The sequence below is a fragment of the Hydrogenophaga sp. L76 genome, assembly GCF_057654755.1.
Map to the genome: position 1 here is coordinate 2,719,660 of NZ_CM172807.1, position 19,341 is coordinate 2,739,000.

19 protein-coding genes are annotated in these 19,341 nt (G+C 65.5%); 7 read left to right on the forward strand and 12 right to left on the reverse strand.

Translation table 11 applies throughout. The features are described from left to right. Positions 1-162 precede the first annotated feature (162 nt). Positions 163-603 carry a ferric iron uptake transcriptional regulator gene (fur, locus tag AC23D4_RS13005; protein ID WP_472889913.1) on the forward strand — a complete coding sequence of 147 codons (441 nt, stop codon included), beginning with the start codon at positions 163-165 and terminating at the stop codon, positions 601-603. A 61-nt stretch (positions 604-664) separates the two neighbouring features. Here fur and hprK read toward each other — a convergent pair whose 3' ends face one another. From hprK to AC23D4_RS13025, 4 genes are all read right to left on the reverse strand, one after another. Further along, complete coding sequence (gene hprK / locus AC23D4_RS13010; protein WP_226463849.1) at positions 665-1,615, reverse strand: HPr(Ser) kinase/phosphatase; 951 nt, start codon at positions 1,613-1,615, stop codon at positions 665-667. Continuing rightward, positions 1,612-2,082, reverse strand: a complete 471-nt coding sequence (locus tag AC23D4_RS13015; protein WP_472889912.1) for a PTS sugar transporter subunit IIA — start codon at positions 2,080-2,082, stop codon at positions 1,612-1,614. Before AC23D4_RS13015 ends, hprK begins: the two co-directional genes overlap by 4 nt. 143 nt (positions 2,083-2,225) lie before the next feature. Next, entirely contained in the window at positions 2,226-2,555 is a 330-nt protein-coding gene (gene hpf / locus AC23D4_RS13020; protein ID WP_177132680.1) for a ribosome hibernation-promoting factor, HPF/YfiA family, read from the reverse strand. A 152-nt stretch (positions 2,556-2,707) separates the two neighbouring features. Beyond that, positions 2,708-3,961, reverse strand: coding sequence for an MFS transporter (locus AC23D4_RS13025; RefSeq protein ID WP_472889911.1), 1,254 nt, complete (start codon positions 3,959-3,961; stop codon positions 2,708-2,710). A gap of 66 nt (positions 3,962-4,027) precedes the next feature. Here AC23D4_RS13025 and AC23D4_RS13030 point away from each other — a divergent pair, with 66 nt between their 5' ends. Continuing rightward, positions 4,028-5,296: a patatin-like phospholipase family protein gene (locus tag AC23D4_RS13030; RefSeq protein WP_472889910.1), complete on the forward strand. Its 1,269-nt coding sequence runs from the start codon at positions 4,028-4,030 to the stop codon at positions 5,294-5,296. Positions 5,297-5,501: 205 nt separating this feature from the next. Further along, a complete protein-coding gene (corA, locus tag AC23D4_RS13035) occupies positions 5,502-6,488 on the forward strand; it encodes a magnesium/cobalt transporter CorA (RefSeq protein ID WP_472889909.1) in 987 nt (328 codons plus the stop codon). Here the strand turns inward: corA and AC23D4_RS13040 are convergent. From AC23D4_RS13040 to AC23D4_RS13055, 4 genes are all read right to left on the reverse strand, one after another. Beyond that, positions 6,481-7,167 (reverse strand): 5'-methylthioadenosine/adenosylhomocysteine nucleosidase, encoded by a 687-nt coding sequence (locus AC23D4_RS13040; RefSeq protein ID WP_472889908.1) that lies wholly within the window; start codon positions 7,165-7,167, stop codon positions 6,481-6,483. The genes corA and AC23D4_RS13040 overlap by 8 nt on opposite strands. Positions 7,168-7,341: 174 nt before the next feature. After that, positions 7,342-9,030 carry a long-chain-fatty-acid--CoA ligase gene (locus AC23D4_RS13045; protein WP_472889907.1) on the reverse strand — a complete coding sequence of 563 codons (1,689 nt, stop codon included), beginning with the start codon at positions 9,028-9,030 and terminating at the stop codon, positions 7,342-7,344. Positions 9,031-9,271: 241 nt separating this feature from the next. Next, complete coding sequence (pntB, locus tag AC23D4_RS13050; RefSeq protein ID WP_472889906.1) at positions 9,272-10,690, reverse strand: Re/Si-specific NAD(P)(+) transhydrogenase subunit beta; 1,419 nt, start codon at positions 10,688-10,690, stop codon at positions 9,272-9,274. Positions 10,691-10,705: 15 nt separating this feature from the next. Next, on the reverse strand, positions 10,706-12,322 hold the full coding sequence (locus AC23D4_RS13055; RefSeq protein WP_472889905.1) for a Re/Si-specific NAD(P)(+) transhydrogenase subunit alpha: 1,617 nt from the start codon (positions 12,320-12,322) through the stop codon (positions 10,706-10,708). Positions 12,323-12,528: 206 nt separating this feature from the next. Here AC23D4_RS13055 and AC23D4_RS13060 point away from each other — a divergent pair, with 206 nt between their 5' ends. The 3 genes from AC23D4_RS13060 to AC23D4_RS13070 all read left to right on the forward strand — a co-directional run bounded on the left by AC23D4_RS13060 (position 12,529) and on the right by AC23D4_RS13070 (position 14,937). Next, positions 12,529-13,014 carry an NUDIX hydrolase gene (locus AC23D4_RS13060; protein ID WP_472889904.1) on the forward strand — a complete coding sequence of 162 codons (486 nt, stop codon included), beginning with the start codon at positions 12,529-12,531 and terminating at the stop codon, positions 13,012-13,014. 76 nt (positions 13,015-13,090) lie between these two features. Continuing rightward, positions 13,091-13,591, forward strand: coding sequence for a pyridoxamine 5'-phosphate oxidase family protein (locus AC23D4_RS13065; protein WP_472889903.1), 501 nt, complete (start codon positions 13,091-13,093; stop codon positions 13,589-13,591). Next, a complete protein-coding gene (locus AC23D4_RS13070) occupies positions 13,588-14,937 on the forward strand; it encodes a GAF domain-containing protein (RefSeq protein WP_472889902.1) in 1,350 nt (449 codons plus the stop codon). The genes AC23D4_RS13065 and AC23D4_RS13070 overlap by 4 nt, the downstream gene beginning before the upstream one ends. A gap of 18 nt (positions 14,938-14,955) precedes the next feature. On the opposite strand, the gene AC23D4_RS13075 is transcribed toward AC23D4_RS13070, so the two are convergent. From AC23D4_RS13075 to AC23D4_RS13090, 4 genes are all read right to left on the reverse strand, one after another. Further along, positions 14,956-15,699, reverse strand: a complete 744-nt coding sequence (locus AC23D4_RS13075; RefSeq protein WP_472889901.1) for a hemerythrin domain-containing protein — start codon at positions 15,697-15,699, stop codon at positions 14,956-14,958. Positions 15,700-16,023: 324 nt separating this feature from the next. Then, on the reverse strand, positions 16,024-16,428 hold the full coding sequence (gene arfB / locus AC23D4_RS13080; RefSeq protein ID WP_472889900.1) for an alternative ribosome rescue aminoacyl-tRNA hydrolase ArfB: 405 nt from the start codon (positions 16,426-16,428) through the stop codon (positions 16,024-16,026). A gap of 88 nt (positions 16,429-16,516) precedes the next feature. Further along, positions 16,517-17,056, reverse strand: a complete 540-nt coding sequence (locus AC23D4_RS13085; RefSeq protein ID WP_472889899.1) for a cytochrome b/b6 domain-containing protein — start codon at positions 17,054-17,056, stop codon at positions 16,517-16,519. Positions 17,057-17,086: 30 nt separating this feature from the next. Then, positions 17,087-17,344: a PepSY domain-containing protein gene (locus AC23D4_RS13090; RefSeq protein WP_177132712.1), complete on the reverse strand. Its 258-nt coding sequence runs from the start codon at positions 17,342-17,344 to the stop codon at positions 17,087-17,089. A 562-nt stretch (positions 17,345-17,906) separates the two neighbouring features. Between AC23D4_RS13090 and AC23D4_RS13095 the strand changes: the two genes are divergently transcribed. Next, on the forward strand, positions 17,907-19,340 hold the full coding sequence (locus tag AC23D4_RS13095; RefSeq protein ID WP_472889898.1) for an ethylbenzene dehydrogenase-related protein: 1,434 nt from the start codon (positions 17,907-17,909) through the stop codon (positions 19,338-19,340). Position 19,341 lies beyond the last annotated feature (1 nt).

Genomic DNA, 19,341 nt, shown 5'->3' on the forward strand with positions numbered 1-19,341 from the left:
TTACCTCCTTGGGCCGCAGGGACATGCAGCAGGCAACACGCTGGCGATATGATCACTTCATTGTAGCCCCGGGGTCCGGCCTGCCGTGCCGCCTGAGCACCACGTGCATTGGCAACCATGACCGAGGTCCCACCGTTCCATACCATGCCAACAGCCTCGCCCATGACCAACATCGATGAACTGAAAAGCACGGGACTCAAAGCCACGCTGCCGCGACTGAAGATCCTAGAGGTGTTCCAGAACGCCAAGCAGCGCCACATGACGGCCGAAGATGTCTACCGTGTGTTGCTCGAAGAGCATTCCGACATTGGACTGGCCACGGTGTACCGCGTGCTGATGCAGTTCGAGCAGGCCAGCCTGCTCACGCGCAGCAACTTCGAGTCGGGCAAAGCGGTGTACGAGCTCAACGAAGGGCAGCACCACGACCACCTGGTCTGCCTGGACTGCGGACGGGTGGAAGAATTTTTCGATCCGGAAATTGAAAAACGCCAGCAGATGGTCGCCAAGACGCGTGGCTTCATCCTGCAGGAACACGCCCTGTCGCTTTACGCGAACTGCAACAAGGTGAACTGCCCCCACCGCAGCGAGCCGGGCCACCGCTGACCCAAGCGACCACTGTGCGTGCCGGACCCGCGCTGAAACGGCAACCACCCTCAACCAACGATCACTCGCTGTGCAACATCGCCGCCCGGTGGCGCGCAACAAATTCCTGGTAGGTATCGATGCCGCGCAACTGCAGAATCGTATTGCGCACCGCCGCCTCCACCAGAACGGCGATGTTGCGACCCGCCACCACCTGGATCACCGCCTTGCGCACCGGCACACCGAGCACGTCCTGGTACAGCGGCTCGTGCGGCATGCGGTCGTAATCGCGCTCCATGGTTTCCTTGCGCACCAGGTGCACGATCAGGGTCAACCGCATCTTGCGCCGCACCGCGGTCTCGCCAAAGATGGCCTTGATGTCGAGCAGACCGATGCCTCGCACTTCGAGCAGGTTCTGCAGCAGCTCGGGGCAGCGGCCCTCGATGCTGGTCTGGTTGATGCGGTAGAGATCCACCGCATCGTCGGCCACCAGACCGTGGCCGCGTGAAATCAGCTCCAGCCCCAGCTCACTCTTGCCGAGGCCGGATTCACCGGTGATCATCACCCCCATGCCCAGGATGTCCATGAACACGCCGTGCATCGAGGCACGGTCGGCAAAATGGCGCGACAGGTAGGCGCGCAGCACATCGATCACGAAAGCTGCCGGCTCGGGCGTGGCAAACATGGGGATCTGCGCCCGCTCGCACATGGCCATGAGCGCATCGGGCGCGGTCTGCCCATCGGCCACCACCAGCACCGGTGGCTCCAGTGTCACGATGCGCGCCACGCGGCGGCGGTTGTCTTCTTCGCTCGGGCTCGTCAGGTAAGCGACCTCTCGCTCGCCAAACACCTGTACACGATAGGGGTGAATGTAGTTGAGATAACCGACCAGATCGGCCCCGGAACGGGCCTCCCGGATGGCCACCTCGTCAAACCGCCGCTCCGAAGCCCCCAGCCCGGCCACCCACTGCCACTTCAGGGCATCACGGTGGTCTTCAAAGAGGACGTCGGCGCTGACGACGGTGGGTTTCATGCAGCCGCATGGGCCGACTGCCACCCGGTGATCAGGCGATGCAGTGCGCCCGACTCCACCGAGGTCTTCATCTGCTCGCGCAGAACGCTGTCACTCAGCAACTCGGCAATTTCCGAGAGGATTTCCAGGTGTTTCTGGGTTGCCGCCTCGGGCACCAGCAGAAAGATCATGAGCTGCACCGGCTGCTCATCAGGCGCGTCAAAACCGATCGCACTCGCCAGTTGGAACACCGCCGCCAACGGCTGTTTCAAACCCTTGATGCGACCATGGGGAATGGCGACGCCGTGCCCCAGCCCCGTGGAGCCCAGGCGTTCGCGGGCGAACAAGCTGTCGGTGATCAGGGCCCGGTTGAGACCATGCAGGGTCTCGAACAACAAGCCCGCTTCTTCAAACGCGCGTTTCTTGCTGGTCGCGTCAACGCTGACGAGCACTTGCGCAGCAGGCAATATGGCAGATAGTCGATTCATGGGGGCCTCTTGGACCGCAAATTATGCCGAGTTGAGCGGCGTTGGATAGACTGCAGGCACAAAAAAGCCGCTTGACTTTTGAAGCGGCCTGTTGCATTGCAACATTGTTTACCGGGCTGCATGGCACGGCCCGGTTCCACGCATCACATCAGGCGCTTGGCCGAGTCGTGGTGGTGGTCTTGGCTCTTGTCTTTGTAGCGCAGAACCTGGCGGTCGAGCTTGTCTGCCAGCTCGTCCACGGCTGCGTACAAATCAGCGTGTGCGCTTTCGGCGAACAAATCCCGGCCTTTCACATGGATATTGCATTCGGCCTTCTGGCGCAAGTCTTTCTCCTTCAGGTTGTCCACTGTCAGCAGCACCTTGATATCGACCACCTGGTCAAAATGTCGGGAAATGCGTTCGAGTTTGGTCGTGACGTAACCGCGCAAGGCGGGCGTGACTTCGAGATGGTGACCGCTGATCGTAAGGTTCATAGAAGAGCCTCCTTATGCTCCGGGTTGACACAAGCCGCCGGACGGGCAGACCTCCCGGCGGCCACGGGGATGTCTTGAGTCCACTATGCCCATGAAACCGCAGAGACGCAAGCCTGCACTGCAAGAAAGCGGGAAATAGCGAACCTTGTCACTCACCCGGGCTGCACCAGATCTCCGGCAGTGGCATGCACCACGCCGCCCGAGCCGTGCATGCGCAGGCGGCGCGCCATCAGGATCGCCGCCACACTGGCGCAGGCGCCCAGCAGACCCGACATCCAGTAGTTCTGCACCAGGCCCGCTGCGTCGCGGCTGATGATGAGCCCGCCCAGAAAGGAAGCCAGGCCCATGGCCGCCGATTGCACCGACGCGTTGAGCGCCATGAAGGTGCCGCGCAACGCCGGGTTGGCCGCACCGGTGACCAGCGCCATGCCGGGAATCATGCGGCCACTCATGAATATGAACAGGCTGGTGGACACCACGAGCACGGCCCACAGCGGCCACTGCGGCATGAGTGTGGTCGCCAGCAAGGGCCCGATCACCGTCAGCGCGAGTGCGTTGAACGTGCGCTGCTTGCCCCACCGGTCGGCCAGACGGCCGAACAGCCGTGCCGTGAACAGGGTGGCCATACCGCCGCACAGGTAGAGGTAAGGCACCTCTTCGGCCAGCACGCCCACGTTGGTCTGCATGTAGATGGTGAGGTAGGGCAAAACGGTAAAGCCGGTGAACATCAACAAGGCCGAAAAGACAAAGGCGAGCTGGTGGTTGGGCTCCGCCAGAACCATGCCGATGCCACGCCAGGCAGACGGCCGGTCCGCAGCGCGCAGGTGGTGATCCAGCGTGGGCAAGGTCAGCGCCGCCCCCGCAGCGAACACACCGCTGAGCAGCGCAATGCCGATGAAGGGCGCCTGCCAGCTCAGGTGGCTCGCGAGAAACAGGCCCAGGGGCACGCCCGCGACCGTGGACACCGAGAACGACGACATCACGATGCCCATGGCGCGCCCACGCCGTTCGAACGGAATCACGTCGGCCACGATGGTCTGCGACAGCGCCGACAGCACACCGCCGAACATACCGGCGGCCACCCGAGCGAGCATCAGAAACCCGTAGCCCTGAGCCAGCCCGCAAGCCAGCGTGGCCAGCGCAAACAGCACATACAGCACCAGCAGCAGGCGTTTGCGGTCAAAGCGGTCCACGTAGGTGGCGGCTGCCAGACCCGACACGCCGGCCGCGAGCGTGTAGGCCGAAACCAGCAGGCCGAACTGTGCGTCCGTGATACCAAAGAGCCGCGTGAACTGCGGCCCCAGGGGCATCATGATCATGAAGTCGAGGATGTGGGTGAACTGGATGCCGGCGATGGTCAGCAGCAGCCAGAGCTCGCGGCGGGGTGAGAGTCGGGGATGTGTCATGATTTTGGGCAATGGCACACTGTATCTGCACACACCAGGTGCCCGCCCGGAAGGTTTTTTCATCCTGTGTCCCTCGATACGCTGATCGCCCAGAACCTGCTGGGCACTGATGTGCCCGATCGTTCAGGCGATGCCTGCGCCCTGGTGCTCCTGGGCGGCGGTGCGCGCACCGCCTACCAGGCCGGCGTGCTCAAGGCGCTCGCTGCCATGCTGGCAGCCAACAGCCCCGCGGCGGACAACACGGCGCCAGCGTTCCCGTTCAAGTGGCTGTTTGGCACCTCGGCGGGCGCACTCAACGCCAGCTACCTGGCCAGCCGGGCTTCGCTCGGCCTGCAGGCGTTGCCCCAGCTGGCGGCGTTCTGGAGCCAGTTGAGATCGAGCCACATCTACCGGCTGGAGGCCCCGGGCTGGGTGCGCGCCAACCGGGTGTTCGCTGGCTGGACGCTCGCCCGGCAGGTCAAGCGACACCACGCACTGCTCGACACACTGCCCCTGGTCGACACCCTGCACCGTGCGATCGACCTGCCCGGGCTTGAGCGCGCCCTGCTCCAGCACGACATTGACGTGCTGGGCGTCACGGCCTCCAGCTACACCACCGGCGAACACTGGACCTTCTGCCAGACGCGGCCCGATCCGTCCACCCGACCCTGGAGCCGCCCCGGACGGCGCGCGTCCTTCCAGCCCATCACCATCGAACACCTGATGGCGTCGAGCGCCATCCCGTTCCTGTTCCCGGCGGTGCCGCTGTGGGTTGAGGGCCACAAGGAACATTTTGGTGACGGCTCCATGCGCCAGCTCTCGCCGCTGTCGCCCGCCATCCAGTTCGGTGCCCGGCGCATCCTGGTGATGGGCGTCGGGCAGCCTCAGCGCTCCGGCCTGGGTGGCAACGGCAACGGCGAACCCACGGCCGGCACCATCGCCGGCCACGCCATGGCCAGCGTGTTTCACGACACGCTGCAGGCCGACGTGGAGCAGGCGCAGCGGGTCAGCCAGACCCTGAGCCGGCTGCCGCCCGAGCTCGCAACGGCCCTTCCCTACACCCCGCTGGAAGTGCTGGCGCTGCAACCCAGCTTTTCACTCGACGAACTGGCGAGGAAACACATCGGCTCCCTGCCCGCCACCACGCGCAACACCCTGACCGGCCTGGGGGCGCTCGACACGGGTCGGGGCTCCGCCGGCAGCGCTGCCGCGCTCGCCAGCTACCTGTTGTTTGAACCCGATTTTGTCCATGCGCTGATCGAGTTGGGCGAACACGACGCCTGGCGCCGCAAAGACGAATTGCTGGCCTTTTTTGGAGCGACACAAACGGTCGGCGCATCGCTGGCGATGCCATAATCGGCGGCAGTTCCCTCATGGAGTTCCCAATGGAAAGCACACCCCCCAGTTGTGTGCTTTCAGCCATCCCCGCTCCCGTCTGAGCGCCGCCCCCTGCGCGGTGGCCAGGGCCAGGCGGCAGGACGGCTGAAAGCGCCGTCCGCCCCGCCCGCCGCTGCGGCCTCCGAACGCACCGGCCTCTCAGACACCCCGCCCGGGAGCACCCATGCTCAACGTATTCACCCTGGCCAATGGCCGCCTGTTCCAGGAAGAAATCGAGTCGCTCGAAGAGCTGGCCCAGTTCAAGCCGATCTGGGTCGACCTGGAAGACCCCACGCCCGAAGAGCGCCGCTGGGTCAAACAGCATTTCGGCCTGTCCATTCCTGAAGACGCGATGGACGAGGACATCGAGGAGTCGGCCCGCTTCTTCGAAGAAGACAACGGCGAGCTGCATGTTCGCAGCGACTTCCTGATCGATGACGACGAGGACCCCCGCGCCATCCGCGTGGCCTTCATCCTCAACGAACACAACGACTCGCTCAAGAGCCAGGGCGTGCTGTTCTCCATCCACGACGAAGACGTGCCGGTGTTCCGCCTGCTGCGCATGCGCGCGCGCCGAATGCCGGGGCTGATCGAAAACGCCAAGGATGTGCTCCTGATGCTGTTCGATGCCGACGCCGAATACTGCGCCGACACGCTGGAGAACATCTACGACGACCTGGAGAAAGTCAGTCGCCAGGTGCTGGCGGGTGCCGTGACGGACGACACTGCCGGACAGGTGCTCTCGGCCATTGCGCGCCACGAAGACATGTCGGGCCGCATCCGCCGCAACGTGATGGACACGCGCCGCGCCGTCAGCTTCATGATGCGCACGCGCATGCTGAGCGCCGAGCAGTTCGAAGACGCGCGACAGATCCTGCGCGACCTCGACTCGCTCGACAGCCACACCGCCTTCCTGTTCGACAAGATCAACTTCCTGATGGACGCGACGGTCGGTTTCATCAACATCAACCAGAACAAGATCATCAAACTGTTCTCGGTGGCCAGCGTGGCGCTGCTGCCCCCGACCATGATCGCCAGCCTCTACGGCATGAACTTCGAATACATGCCGGAACTGAGCCAGAAATGGGGTTACCCGTTTGCGCTGGGATTGATGGTGCTCTCAGCCGTGGGGCCCATGCTTTACTTCCGCAAAAGAGGATGGCTCAAGTGAAGAGCGCCTCGACCACCGCGCCGCTGTAACGGCTGGCCACCTCCCGCAGAAAACGCGGAAAGTCCACGTGCGCGGCGTCGTCGGCGCGGTCGGAGATGGTGCGCACCACCGCCAGCGGCACGGCGAAGTCGTGACACACCTGCGCGAAGGCGGCACCCTCCATGTCCACCGCCAAGGCGTCCGGCAGTTCACGCTGCAAGGCCTGGCTTTCGGCGGTGGTGGCGACAAAGCGGTCGCCGCTGATGAGCAGGCCCTGGTGAAGACGCGGTGTGTGCAGGCCGAACGCGGCCACTGTCTCGGCACCCAGCCGCTGCGGCAGCGTGTGCAACATGCGGTCGCAGGCCAGCTCCAGTGCATCGGTCAGCGCCGAATCGGCCTCGAAGCGTGCGCGGCCGTAACCCGGCACCTCGTGGCGGGGGAACAGTGGCGAGGCATCCATGTCGTGCTGAAGGAAACTGCGCGCCAGCACCACATCGCCCACGTTCACGCCGTCACCCAGGCCGCCGGCCACACCGGTGAAGACGATGCGCCGCACGCCAAAGTGCTGGATCAACAGCGCAGCAGTTGTCGCAGCCGCCACCTTGCCGATGCCGCAGAGCACTGCCACCACGTCCTGCCCGTGCAAATGGCCGACCCAGAACGCGCGCCCGGCCACAATCTGCTTGTGCTCGTCAGGCATCTGCGCCAGCACGGACGCGAGTTCGTCGTGCAGGGCAGAAACGATGGCGATGCATGGACGATCCCCCCCTGCGCCGCTTCGCGGCTTCCCCCCTGGCTGGGGGGACCCCACTGGTGGCCCGGCAAAGCCGGTTCCACGGTGGGTGCTGATAGGCGCTTCTTCAGACACGCGAAATTACTTCTTGTCTCTGAGTTCGCGGCGCAGGATCTTGCCCACCGGGGTCTTGGGCAGCTCGGTGCGGAACTCCACCACCTTGGGCTGCTTGTAGCCGGTGAGGTTGCTCTTGCAGAAGTCGCGCACCTGCGCTTCGGTCAGTGCCGGGTCCTTCTTCACGATCACCAGCTTGACGGCCTCGCCCGACTTGTCGTCGGGTACGCCGACCACAGCGCATTCCATCACGCCCGGCAGCTGGGCCACCACGTCTTCCACCTCGTTCGGGTAGACGTTGAAGCCGCTGACCAGCACCATGTCTTTCTTGCGATCGACGATCTTGAAGTAGCCGCGCTCGTCCATGATGCCCACGTCGCCGCTCTTGAAGAAGCCGTCGGCGGTCATGACCTTGGCGGTTTCATCGGGCCGCTGCCAGTAGCCCGCCATCACCTGCGGGCCCTTGATGGCGATCTCGCCGGCCTGGCCCTGCGGCACCTCGTTGCCCTCGTCATCGAGACACTTCATGAACGTGTTGGACAAAGGTACGCCAATGGTCGCGGTGAACTCGGTGTTGGTCACCGGGTTGCAGCTGGCCGAGGGGCTGGTTTCGGACAAGCCATAACCTTCACAGATCGGGCAGCCGGTTTTCTCCAGCCAGAGCCTGGCCACCGCACCCTGCACCGCCATGCCGCCGCCCACGGACACTTTGAGGTTCTTCCAGTTGACGGCGTTGAAGTCCGGGTGGTTGGCCAGGCCATTGAACAGGGTGTTCACGGCCGGGAAGCTGTGGAAGGTGTGCTTGCTCAGCTCCTTGAGCACCGCCGGCAGGTCGCGCGGATTGGGGATGAGGATCACTTTGCCGCCGGTGCGCATGCCCAGCATCATGTTCACCGTGAAGGCGAAGATGTGGTACAGCGGCAGGGCGCAGACACTGGTGGGCTGCTCGCTGGCCGGCACCTGCTTCATCACGGGGTCGTTCCAGGCCTCGGACTGCATCACGTTGGCGATCACGTTGCGGTGCAGCAGCACCGCGCCCTTGCTCACGCCGGTGGTACCGCCGGTGTACTGCAGCACGGCCACGTCTTCCGGCCCGATCTCGGGCCGCTTGAGCGTGCCGCGGGTGCCCCTGGCAACGGCATCGTTGAAACGCACCGCCTGCGGCAGGCTGAAGGTGGGCACCATCTTCTTCACGTTGCGCACCACGTAGTTGACGATGGCGCCCTTGAGCAGGCCCAGCAGGTCGCCCATCGCGGCCAGCACCACGTGCTTGACCGGCGTGCTCGCGATGCACTGCTCCAGCGTGCCGGCGAAGTTCTCGATGATGACGATGGCCTTGGCGCCCGAGTCCTTGAGCTGGTGCTCCAGCTCACGCGGGGTGTACAGCGGGTTCACGTTGACCACCACAAAGCCCGCGCGCAGGATGCCCGCCACCGCCACCGGGTACTGCGGCACGTTGGGCATCATGATCGCCACGCGGTCGCCCTTGACCAGGCCCAGCCCCTGCAGGTAGGCCGCGAAGGCCTGCGACAGGCTGTCGGTCTGGGCGAAGCTGAGCTCCTTGCCCATGAAGCTGTAGGCGGTGCGGGCCGCGTTTTTGTGGAAGCTCTCCTCCATCAGATGCACCAGCGACGGGTACTGCGCCACATCGATGTCGGCGGGCACACCTGCGGGGTAGGCGCCCAGCCAGGGACGATCGGCCGTCGGTTCGGTCATGCGGTATCTCCAGATCTCTTGTGGGTTGTCGGCAACTGCGCATTGTCGTCCGGGCCGAGGTCTTTCGGCCTCGTGTTTTTCCCTTACGAACGACTGACAGGCTACTCTAAAACCTGTGGTGTCCTTGCCTCAGTGCTACAAAAACAAAGAGCCTGTGGTGACACCGGCTCTTGTTTTTTCTGGTGCGGCATCGCCAAAGCGCATCGATCACCACCCGCCCATCGCCCGGGCCAATGCGCGGTCAGGTCTTCAAAGCGACCAGGACCTCGTCGAGCATCTTCTTTGCATCGCCGAACAGCATGCGGTTGTTGTCCTTGTAGAAGAGCGGGTTGTCCACGCCCGCATAGCCCGAAGCCATGCTGCGCTTCATGACGATGGAAGTGCGCGCCTTCCAGACCTCCAGCACCGGCATGCCGGCGATGGGACTCGTCGGGTCTTCCTGCGCCGCCGGGTTCACGATGTCGTTGGCGCCGATCACGATGGCCACATCGGTGTCGGGGAAGTCGTCGTTGAGCTCGTCCATCTCGAACACGATGTCGTAGGGCACCCGGGCCTCGGCCAGCAGCACGTTCATGTGGCCCGGCATGCGGCCGGCCACCGGATGGATGCCGAAGCGCACGTTGACGCCCTTCTCGCGCAGGTGCCTGGTGATCTCGAACACCGTGTGCTGCGCCTGCGCCACCGCCATGCCGTAGCCAGGCACGATGATCACGTTCTTGGCTTCGCGCAGCATCTCGGCGGTCTCGCCGGCGAGGATGGGGTTGACTTCACCGACGGGCTCGGCGGCACCGCCTGCTGGCTTGGGTGCGGCGCTGGTGGTGCCGAAGCCGCCGGCGATCACGCTGATGAAGCTGCGGTTCATCGCGTTGCACATGATGTAGGACAGGATGGCGCCACTGGACCCGACCAGCGCACCGGTCACGATCAGCAGGTCGTTGCTCAGCATGAAGCCGGTGGCCGCGGCCGCCCAGCCCGAATAGCTGTTGAGCATCGACACCACCACCGGCATGTCGGCGCCGCCGATGGCCATCACCATGTGGATGCCGAACAGCAGCGCGATGGCGCTCATGACGAACAGCGGGAGCATGCCGTCCTGCAGCGTCTCGGCCTGCAGGAACAGGCGGCCGAAATAGATCACCGCGATCAGACCGGCCAGGTTCATCCAGTGGCGGCCGGGCAGCAGCATCGGCTTGCCACCGATACGGCCCGACAGCTTGCCGAAGGCGATCACCGAGCCCGAGAAGGTGACCGCGCCGATGAAGATGCCGATGTAGATCTCCATCGCGTGGATGGTGTGCGCGGCGCTGTCGAGGTTCTTGGAGGCTTCCGGGTCGACGTAGGTGGCGTAGCCCACCAGCACCGCGGCCATGCCGACCATGCTGTGCATCAGCGCCACCAGCTCGGGCATCTGGGTCATCTGCACGGTGCGCGCGGCGTACAGTCCGATGGCCCCGCCGACCACCATGGCCCCGATGATCCAGGGAATGCCGGCGGCGGTGACCTGCGGGCCGAACACCGTGGCCGCCACGGCCAGTGCCATGCCGACCATGCCGTACAGGTTGCCGCGGCGCGAGGTTTCCTGGTTGGACAGGCCGCCCAGGCTGAGGATGAAGAGAATGGTCGCTCCGATGTAGGAGACCGTGGCCAGACTTGCAGACATTCAGGGTCTCCTCTTTTATTTGCGGAACATCGCCAGCATGCGCTGGGTGACGGCAAAGCCGCCGAACATGTTGATGGCGGTCAGCACCAGTGCCAGTGCAGCCAAAGCCATGATCAGCGTGTTGGGTCGCCCGGCCGCGCTGGCCATGGGCGAGATCTGCACCAGCGCGCCGATGGCGATGATGGAGCTGATCGCGTTGGTCACGCTCATCAGCGGCGTGTGCAGCGCGGGCTTGACGTTCCATACCACCATGTAGCCGACGAAGCAGGCCAGCACGAACACCGTGAAGTGCGACAGGAACGCGGCCGGCGCGTAGGCCCCCACCAGCGCGAACAACACCGCCGTGACGCCGGCCACGATGGCCAGCTTGCCCGCGGGCATGGGCCCCGAGGCCTCGCCATGGCCGTGGCCTTTCTTCGCAGCGGGAGCCGCAGCGGGCTTGGCCACCGGCTTCGGTGCCGCCACCAGCGGCGGGGCCGGCCAGGTGATCTCGCCGTTCTTGATCACGGTCAGACCGCGGATGGCGTCGTCTTCCATGTTGACGTTGATGACGCCGTCCTTGGTCTTGCACAGCTCTTCGCTCAGGCGAAACAGGTTGGTCGCGTACAGCGTGGACGACTGGCGGGCCATGCGCGAGGCCAGGTCGGTGTAGCCAACGATGGTCACGCCGTGGCGCACCACCGCTTCACCGGGCACGGTCAGCTCGCAGTTGCCGCCCTGCTCGGCCGCCATGTCGACGATCACGCTGCCGGGCTTCATGGACTTCACCATCTCGGCCGTGATCAGCTTGGGCGCCGGCTTGCCCGGGATCAGCGCGGTGGTGATGATGATGTCGACTTCGCGCGCCTGCTTGGCGTACATCTCGCGCTGGGCCTGCTGGAAACCTTCGCTCATGACCTTGGCGTAACCGCCACCGCCCGAGCCTTCTTCTTCGTAGTCGACCTTGACGAACTCCCCGCCCAGCGACACCACCTGGTCGGCCACCTCGGCGCGCGTGTCGTTGGCGCGCACGATGGCGCCCAGGCTGGCGGCCGCGCCTATTGCCGCAAGGCCGGCCACACCGGCACCGGCGATGAACACCTTGGCCGGCGGCACCTTGCCCGCGGCCGTGATCTGGCCGTTGAAGAAACGGCCGAAGGCGTTGGCCGCCTCGACCACGGCGCGGTAGCCGCTGACGCCAGCCATCGAGGTCAGCGCGTCCATCTTCTGCGCCCGGCTCAGCGTGCGCGGCAGCGCGTCGATGGACAGCACGGTGACCTTCTGCGCCGCCAGCAACTGCATCAGCTCCGGGTTCTGGGCCGGCCAGATGAAGCCGATCAGCGTCTGCCCTGCGTGCATCAGCGCCACTTCGTCCGGCGTCGGAGCGCGCACCTTGAAGACGATGTCGCTGCCGCTCCACAGCTCGGCGGCGGTGGGCGCAATGGTCGCGCCGGCTTCCACGTAGTCGGCGTCGCTGAGCTGGGCCAGCTCGCCCGCGCCGCTTTCCACCACCACGGCGAAGCCCAGTTTGACCAGTTTGACCACGGCCTCGGGCACGGTGGCGACCCGTTTTTCGCCCGGGAAAATTTCCCGCGGCACGCCAATGCGCTGCGGTGTGGGTGCGATGGTGTCGGTCGTTGCACCAGAAGTCATGGGATTCCTCGCTCACTCGTGGATGAATTGCGCGCCAGCTTAACCGATGGCACCCACGGCCCCGGCGCGCGCAAACCCTTGTCGCACAAGGACTTGTGCCCGCGGCGGTGGCGACGCCAGGCCACTGGACCTCGCGCACATTTCACGATATGGAAGGGCCTCCCGTTTCAAGGAACGCCCGACCGGTCGGCCGGGATAATGCTTCCATGAACATCCGATGGAAACCCAGCGTCACCGTGGCCGCGATCATCGAGCGCGACGGCCGTTACCTGCTGGTCGAAGAACACACCCCGGAAGGTCTGCGCCTGAACAACCCGGCCGGCCACCTGGACCCGGGCGAGAGCCCGCTGCAGGGCGTTGCGCGCGAGGCGCTGGAGGAAACCGCCCACGCATTCACGCCGACCGCGCTGGTGGGTGTTTACCTCTCGCGCTTCCAGCGTCCCGCCACCGGCGAGGACATCACCTACCTGCGCTTCGCCTACACCGGTGATGTCGGCCCCCAACAGCCCGACCGTGAGCTCGACACCGGCATCGTGCGCACCCTGTGGATGACGCCCGACGAGATCCGCGCCAGCGCCGAACGGCACCGCAGCCCGCTGGTGCAACGCTGCATCGAAGACCACCTGGCGGGGCAACGCTTCCCCGTGGACCTGGTGTTCACCGATCCTTCGGTGCTGCAGCCACCAGCCTGACGGGCTCGCACCGCTTGGCTGCGAGCGGGCGGCTGGCTATCATGCGGTGCTTGTCCGACACGAGGTCCCGCACACCGTGGAAACACCCGCCGCCACACCGCTGCTGCCACCGGATCACCTCGCCATGATGGCGCGCGGGGTCTCGGTGATCGTCAGCTCCTGCGGCCACGACCTCACGCCCAGCCTGATGCGCGCAGTGGGCAGCCAGATCAGCCCGCAGGGTGACCGCATCACGGTGTTCCTCAACCGCCAGCAGTCCACCCAGTTGCTGCGCGACGTCGCCAGCACCGGACGCGTGGCGGTGGTGTTCAGCGAACCGCACAGCCACCGCACGGTGCAGCTCAAGTCGCGCCAGGCGCGCCTGCGCGAGGTCACAGCGGACGACGCGCCCGCCCTGCAGCGCTACCTGCAGGCGATGCAGGGCGAACTGGCCCGCATAGGCTTCACGCCCGATTTTGCCGCCGCCATGCTGGCGCACCGCTTCGACGACCTGAGCGCCATCGAGTTCACGCCGTCGCAGGCCTTCGACCAGACGCCCGGCCCGAACGCCGGCCAGCCGCTGGGGGTGAACCCATGAACGCGGTCACCCTCGGTGAAGTGCGCCCCTGCCTGGAAGGCGCCATCCCGGCCATCATGGCCACCTGCGCGGCCGACGGCACGCCCAACGTGGCCTACATCTCGCAGGTTTTCTACGTGGACGAGCGGCACGTGGCGCTGTCGTTCCAGTTCTTCAACAAGACGCGCCAGAACATCCTGGCCCACCCGCGCGCCACCGTGTTGCTGCTGCACCCGGTGACTGCGCAGTTCTACCGCCTGCACCTGGGCTACCTGCGCACCGAGACCGGGGGCCCGGTGTTCGAGAGCATGAAGGCCCAGCTCGCGGGCATCGCCTCGCACAGCGGCATGGCCAGCGTGTTCGTGCTGCGCGGCGCCGACGTGTACGAGGTACTCGGCATCGAGCGCCTGGACGGTCAACCCCTGCCGGCAGCCGCACCGCGCTGCAGCCTGCTGGGCGCACTGCGCCGCGGCAGCTCGCGCCTGGCCCAGGCCACCACGCTCGCCGCCGCGCTGGAGGCCACGCTGCAGACACTGGAACAGGACATGGACATCCCGCACGCCATGGTGCTGATCCTCGACCCCGCCACGCAGCGGCTCTACACCGTGGCCAGCCGCGGTTACGCCACCTCGGGCGTGGGCTCGGAAATCGCGCTGGGCGACGGCGTGATCGGCGTGGCCGCGCGCGAGGGCACACCGGTGCGCATCATGCACATGACCAGCGCCTACCTCTACAGCCAGGCGGTGCGCAGCGGCCTGGAAGACCGGGGTCTGCTGGACACGCCGGCCTGCACCGAGATCCCCTACCCCGGCCTGCCCGAGCCGCACAGCCAGCTCGCCGTGCCGCTGCGCTCGGCCGGCCGCGTGCTGGGCGTGCTGTTCGTGGAGAGTCCGCAGGACCTGCGCTTCAGTTTCGAGGACGAAGACCTGCTGGTCACGCTGGGCGGCCAGCTGGCCGCGGCGATCGACCTGATGCAGGAAGAGCCGGAAGCCGCCGCAGCCACCGGGGACGGCGAAGCCACGCTCGCCGCCCTGCCCCGGGGACCGGCGCTGCAGGTGCACTATTACCCGGCCAACGACAGCGTCTTCATCGACAACGCCTACCTCATCAAGGGCGTGGCCGGCGCCATTTTGTGGAAGCTGCTGCGGGACCACCAGCGCAGCGGCCGCAGCGAGTTCAGCAACCGCGAGCTGCGGCTCGACACCACGCTGGGCCTGCCCGACGTGGCCGACAACCTCGAAGCGCGCCTGCTGCTGCTCTCGCGCCGCCTGCAGGAGCAGTGCCCCAAGCTCTGCATTGAAAAGACCGGCCGCGGGCGCTTCCGCCTGTGCGTGGGCGGGCCGGTCGAACTCCAGGCCGTGGCCTGAAGTCCGAGCGCCCGCACCTTACACCGCCGCCGCCAGACCCGGCACCGCGGGCAGTCCCAGGCCCTGCGTGAGCTTGGCCCAGTCGCGCGGGCTCAGGTGCGGCTGCACGACATCGAGCACGGCCTGGAACACCGGCGCCGGCGCGCCCTGGCGCATGCCACCGAGCACCTGCAGGCGCTCCAGCGCGTGCATCTGCGGCAGCATCCAGCGCATCACCTGCATCATGTCGGCCGGCTCGATTGTGGCCACCAGCGCGTCGTGGATGGCGCGCAGCTCGGTGTCGGTGTAGGCGCTCCAGAGTGCGGCGTTGTGCCGCGTCTCTTCCACGTGCATGTGCTGCAGGTTGTCGGCGACGAAGAGCGAGAGTTCCAGGTACAGCGCGTGCAGGGCGCCCGCCTGCAGCTGCGCACCCAACGTCGGCAGTTGCTGCGCCGCCGCCCGCAGTCGCTGAATGTGGTGCAGGTGCTCGACGTGATCCTGTGCCACCTCGCCGCAGACACCCGGGGTGCGGGCCTCGATCGCCGGGTGCACGAAGCTGTTTTCGTGCTGCACGTGCGCTTCGCACTGCGCCATCAGACCGATCACGCGCCCGCTGGCGTCGGCCACGTCCTGCGGGTCCGACGGGTCGGCGCGACCGACCGCGAGCAGGGTGTCGGTCATCATGGCGCGCAGCGCCTTGTGGATGCCAGCGTAGAGGTTTTCGCGCGAGCTGCTGGTGCTGGCCGCGGCCAGCTGGTTCATTTCCTGTTGGGTGAACTGCATGAAGACTTCCTTGGGCGGAACGGGTCCGCGTTTGCTGCCTGGCGGCGACGCCCCATGCGTCACCTGCCATGGAAGAAAGTCTAAAAATCCGGCCGCGGGCGCGCTGCTAAATAGCGCTTAAGAACTTCCTAAAAAATGCTTAAGGCGACGCCGAACAAGTCGCCGTGGATGCGGGCGCCTGCTGTCGGGATGGGCTGCAAGGCGCAAAACGCAGACGGGCCGGGCGGCCCGGCGAGGCTTTGCAACGACGCAGACCGCCCGAGAGCAGGATGCCCGCGCCACGAGGGACTTGCTCAGCGTTGCCCTAGACGGCGCGCCGGGCGTTCAATCGACGCCGCGCACCCGTCCACGCTGCTGCTTCACCTGCGAGCGCGTGGCCTTGCCTTCGAGCCGGCGCTGTTTGGAACCGAAAGTGGGCTTGGTTGGCTTGCGCGCCTTGGGCAGCGTGGCCACGCTGTCCACCAGCGCCTGCAGCCGCTCCAGCGCCTCGGCCTTGTTCTGTTCCAGGCTGCGGCTGGTCTGCGCCTTGATCACCACCACGCCCTCGGTGGTGATGCGCTGGTCGCTCAGGGCCAGCAGGCGCTCCTTGACGGCTTCAGGCAGTGACGACGCGTGCACCGCGAAACGCAGGTGCACCGCGTTGGACACCTTGTTGACGTTCTGCCCGCCCGCGCCTTGCGCGCGGATGGCGGTGAAATCCACTTCGGCGGGGTTGACGGTGGCGGGCATGGCGGCAGTGTGCCATGCGCCCGGCGACCCGCGCTGCGGTGGAGCCCCGGTCCACGCCAGTGAAGGCGTGGGACGCAAGGGGGACATTTCAGTACGTTTCTTTGATCCCGGTGACCATGGCCTTGACCAGGCGCGTGCGCTCCAGTCGACCCATCACGATCGCGGCAGCACCGTGCAGGCCGGCCGACAGCAGCAGGAGATCACCGGCCAGCGCATGCAGATCCTGCAGCCATTCTTCGCCCCAGAAGGCGTCGAGCGACTGCATCCAGCCCGTAACCCCGAGCGCCAGCACCAGCGCCATGAGCACCAGCATCATCACGGCGCCGAGCGGGTTGTGACCCCAGTGTTTCTCGGGCTGGCCCGAGAACATCCCGCGCAGGTGCCGCATCAGGCGGGCCGGCGTGGGAAAGAAGTCGGCAAACCGGGCGTGCTTCGAACCGATGAAGCCCCAGACGATGCGGGTCACGACCAGCGCGCTGGCCAGATAGCCCACCCACTGGTGCAGGTCTTCGCCGTCTTCCAGCACAAAGCTGTTGAGCAGCACGCAGGACACCAGCGTCCAGTGGAAGACCCGCACGAAGCGGTCCCACACGGGGCGCGCCGTGGCCGGCGATGCTGAGAGATTCATCGTTGCATGCATACGGTCTGCCTCGCAGGCTTATTTGGTTTCCAGAACGGCCGCGGTGACCGGGTCGAAATAGATCTCGACCTTCTTGCCGGTCTTGTCAAAGCCATAGATCTCGTAGCACTGGCCCTTGCTGACCTTGAAGGTCTTGATCTGGTAACCCTGGTCTTCCAGACCCTTTTTGAAGCTGGCTTCGGGCATCCATTTTTCCTTCGGGGCATTGCACGCAGGACCTGCCAGCGCCACACCAGAAACAGCCAACAGAACAGCAGAGAGAACAACCGATTTCATGAAAGTGATCCTTTTTCAATAGCAACCCAGCAAGTGCTGGTGGATGTATTGAAAGAGTTCAAGATGAAGCTTCGCTTAAGGGGTCCGGTAACAAACGTGAGCTTGCGTGGTTCACCGTAACCGGTTGTGCGGCCCTTTTCACCGACCACCAGGAGGCCGGTTCAGAACAGAAATCGGCGCAGCAGGCGCGCTCCCACACGATGCGGTTCAGAACCGGGGGTTGGTCTGGCGGGTTTGGGCGCTTTGGGCCGTGTGGGCACACGAACGTTTGCAAACATCCAACCGGCCTCAGCCCCCACAGCAAAGGCCGTGACGGGCAAGGTTCTGACCTTCAACGGATTGAATCTGCCCGGATGTGTTGAAGCACCTCCTGCGCAATCCCGCAAAAGTCCACGTCTTTTCCCCGACCAATTGTTAGGCGAGCCTTAAATCGAAGGCCTATTTTTAAGACTGTTGCCCTATGGCTGACAGCTCGCGGTCGCCCATGGCATTTATTGACAAATATCAACCGAGGCCTGCCGGTGAGGCCTAGGCTGAGCGCTCATCTTCACAGGAGCCACCCATGAAAAAAACCACTGCGCAAAGCGGCCTGCTGGTCGCCGTGGCGTTGTTCGGCGGAGCCTTGCTGCTCTCCTGGATCACCCACGGCACCGGTGTCGTGCGCGACGACCCCAAGCGCAACATCAGCATCCCCCAGCAGTTGACCGTGCCCCTGCAGGTGCAGGCCGCCTACAACGGCAGCGACATGTTCTTCCGCTACCGCTGGCCCGCCGAGAAGCCGGGCATCTTTCACGACGTCGTCATGTTCGAGGACGGCAAGTGGGTCACCAAAGGCAAGGCGGTCCCCGGCTCTGAGCCCAATGGCCTGCACGAGGACCGCGTGGCCATGATGCTGGACGACGGCAGCGTGCCCGAGTTCGCGCGCTACGGTGGCTACCTGGCCATCGGCCCCGGCATCGCCACCTTCTCAAAGCATGCGGCGGGCGACGACGTGAAGGCACACCCTTACCTGGGCAAAAAGCTCAAGCAGGAAGAGATCAGCAAGCACCTGCCGCAGACACGAACCGACATCACGGACTGGGCCAGCGTGCAGCCCGAAGACACCTTGAAGGCGCAACGGGCCGCCGGCTACTTCCTGGACCTGTGGCACTGGCGCGGTCATCGCTCCAACCCGATCAACATGTCCGACGACCAGGTGGTCGCCGAAGCGCGGATGGGCGATGCCGGCAAGAGCAGCGCGGCGTCCAACTGGGACGGTGAACTCAAGCAACCCAAGCTGATGTTCAACAGCGCCACCACCGGCTACAAGGCCCTGAAGTGGGACGATGTGGCGGGCGGCAAGCTGTCGCAGGACAGCACCTACTTCCTGCGCGACGGCGAGGCGGTGCCTTTTGATCCTGCTGCCGGATGGCAGAACGGCGACACCCTGCCCCGGCGCATCCTGCGCACGCCCGAGGAATCGATGGCCGACATCGCCGTGCAAGGCAAAGGGCGCTGGGCCGATGGCTTCTGGGACGTGACGCTCACGCGCAAGCTCGACACCGGCCATCCGCTGGACGACAAGGTCCTGAAAGACCAGGGCGCCTACGCGGTGGCGTTCGCCATCCACCGCAACGCCACCGGTGGGCGCTGGCACTACGTGTCACTGCCGGCCACGCTGGGCCTGGGCCGCGACGCCCACATCGTGGCGCAGAAGTTCGACGGCGCCGCGCCCGTCTGGAAAGACCAGTGGACCACGGTGGAGCTCTTCTACCCCGGCCAGGTGAGCTGGCCGCACCTCAACAGCACCCGGCACGCGGGCGCGAAGTTCATCAAACAGGGTCAGCCCGTGACCACACACCACAGCGTGAGCCAGCTCAAGCACTACGGCATCGAAGCCGAGTTCGCGAGCGACATCTACAACCAGTGGCGCTGGACGCTGCTCGCCGGTCTCGCGCTGATCGCCGCGTTCGGTGTTGCCCTCAACCAGTTGCTCAAGCGCAATACAGGAGTTTGAT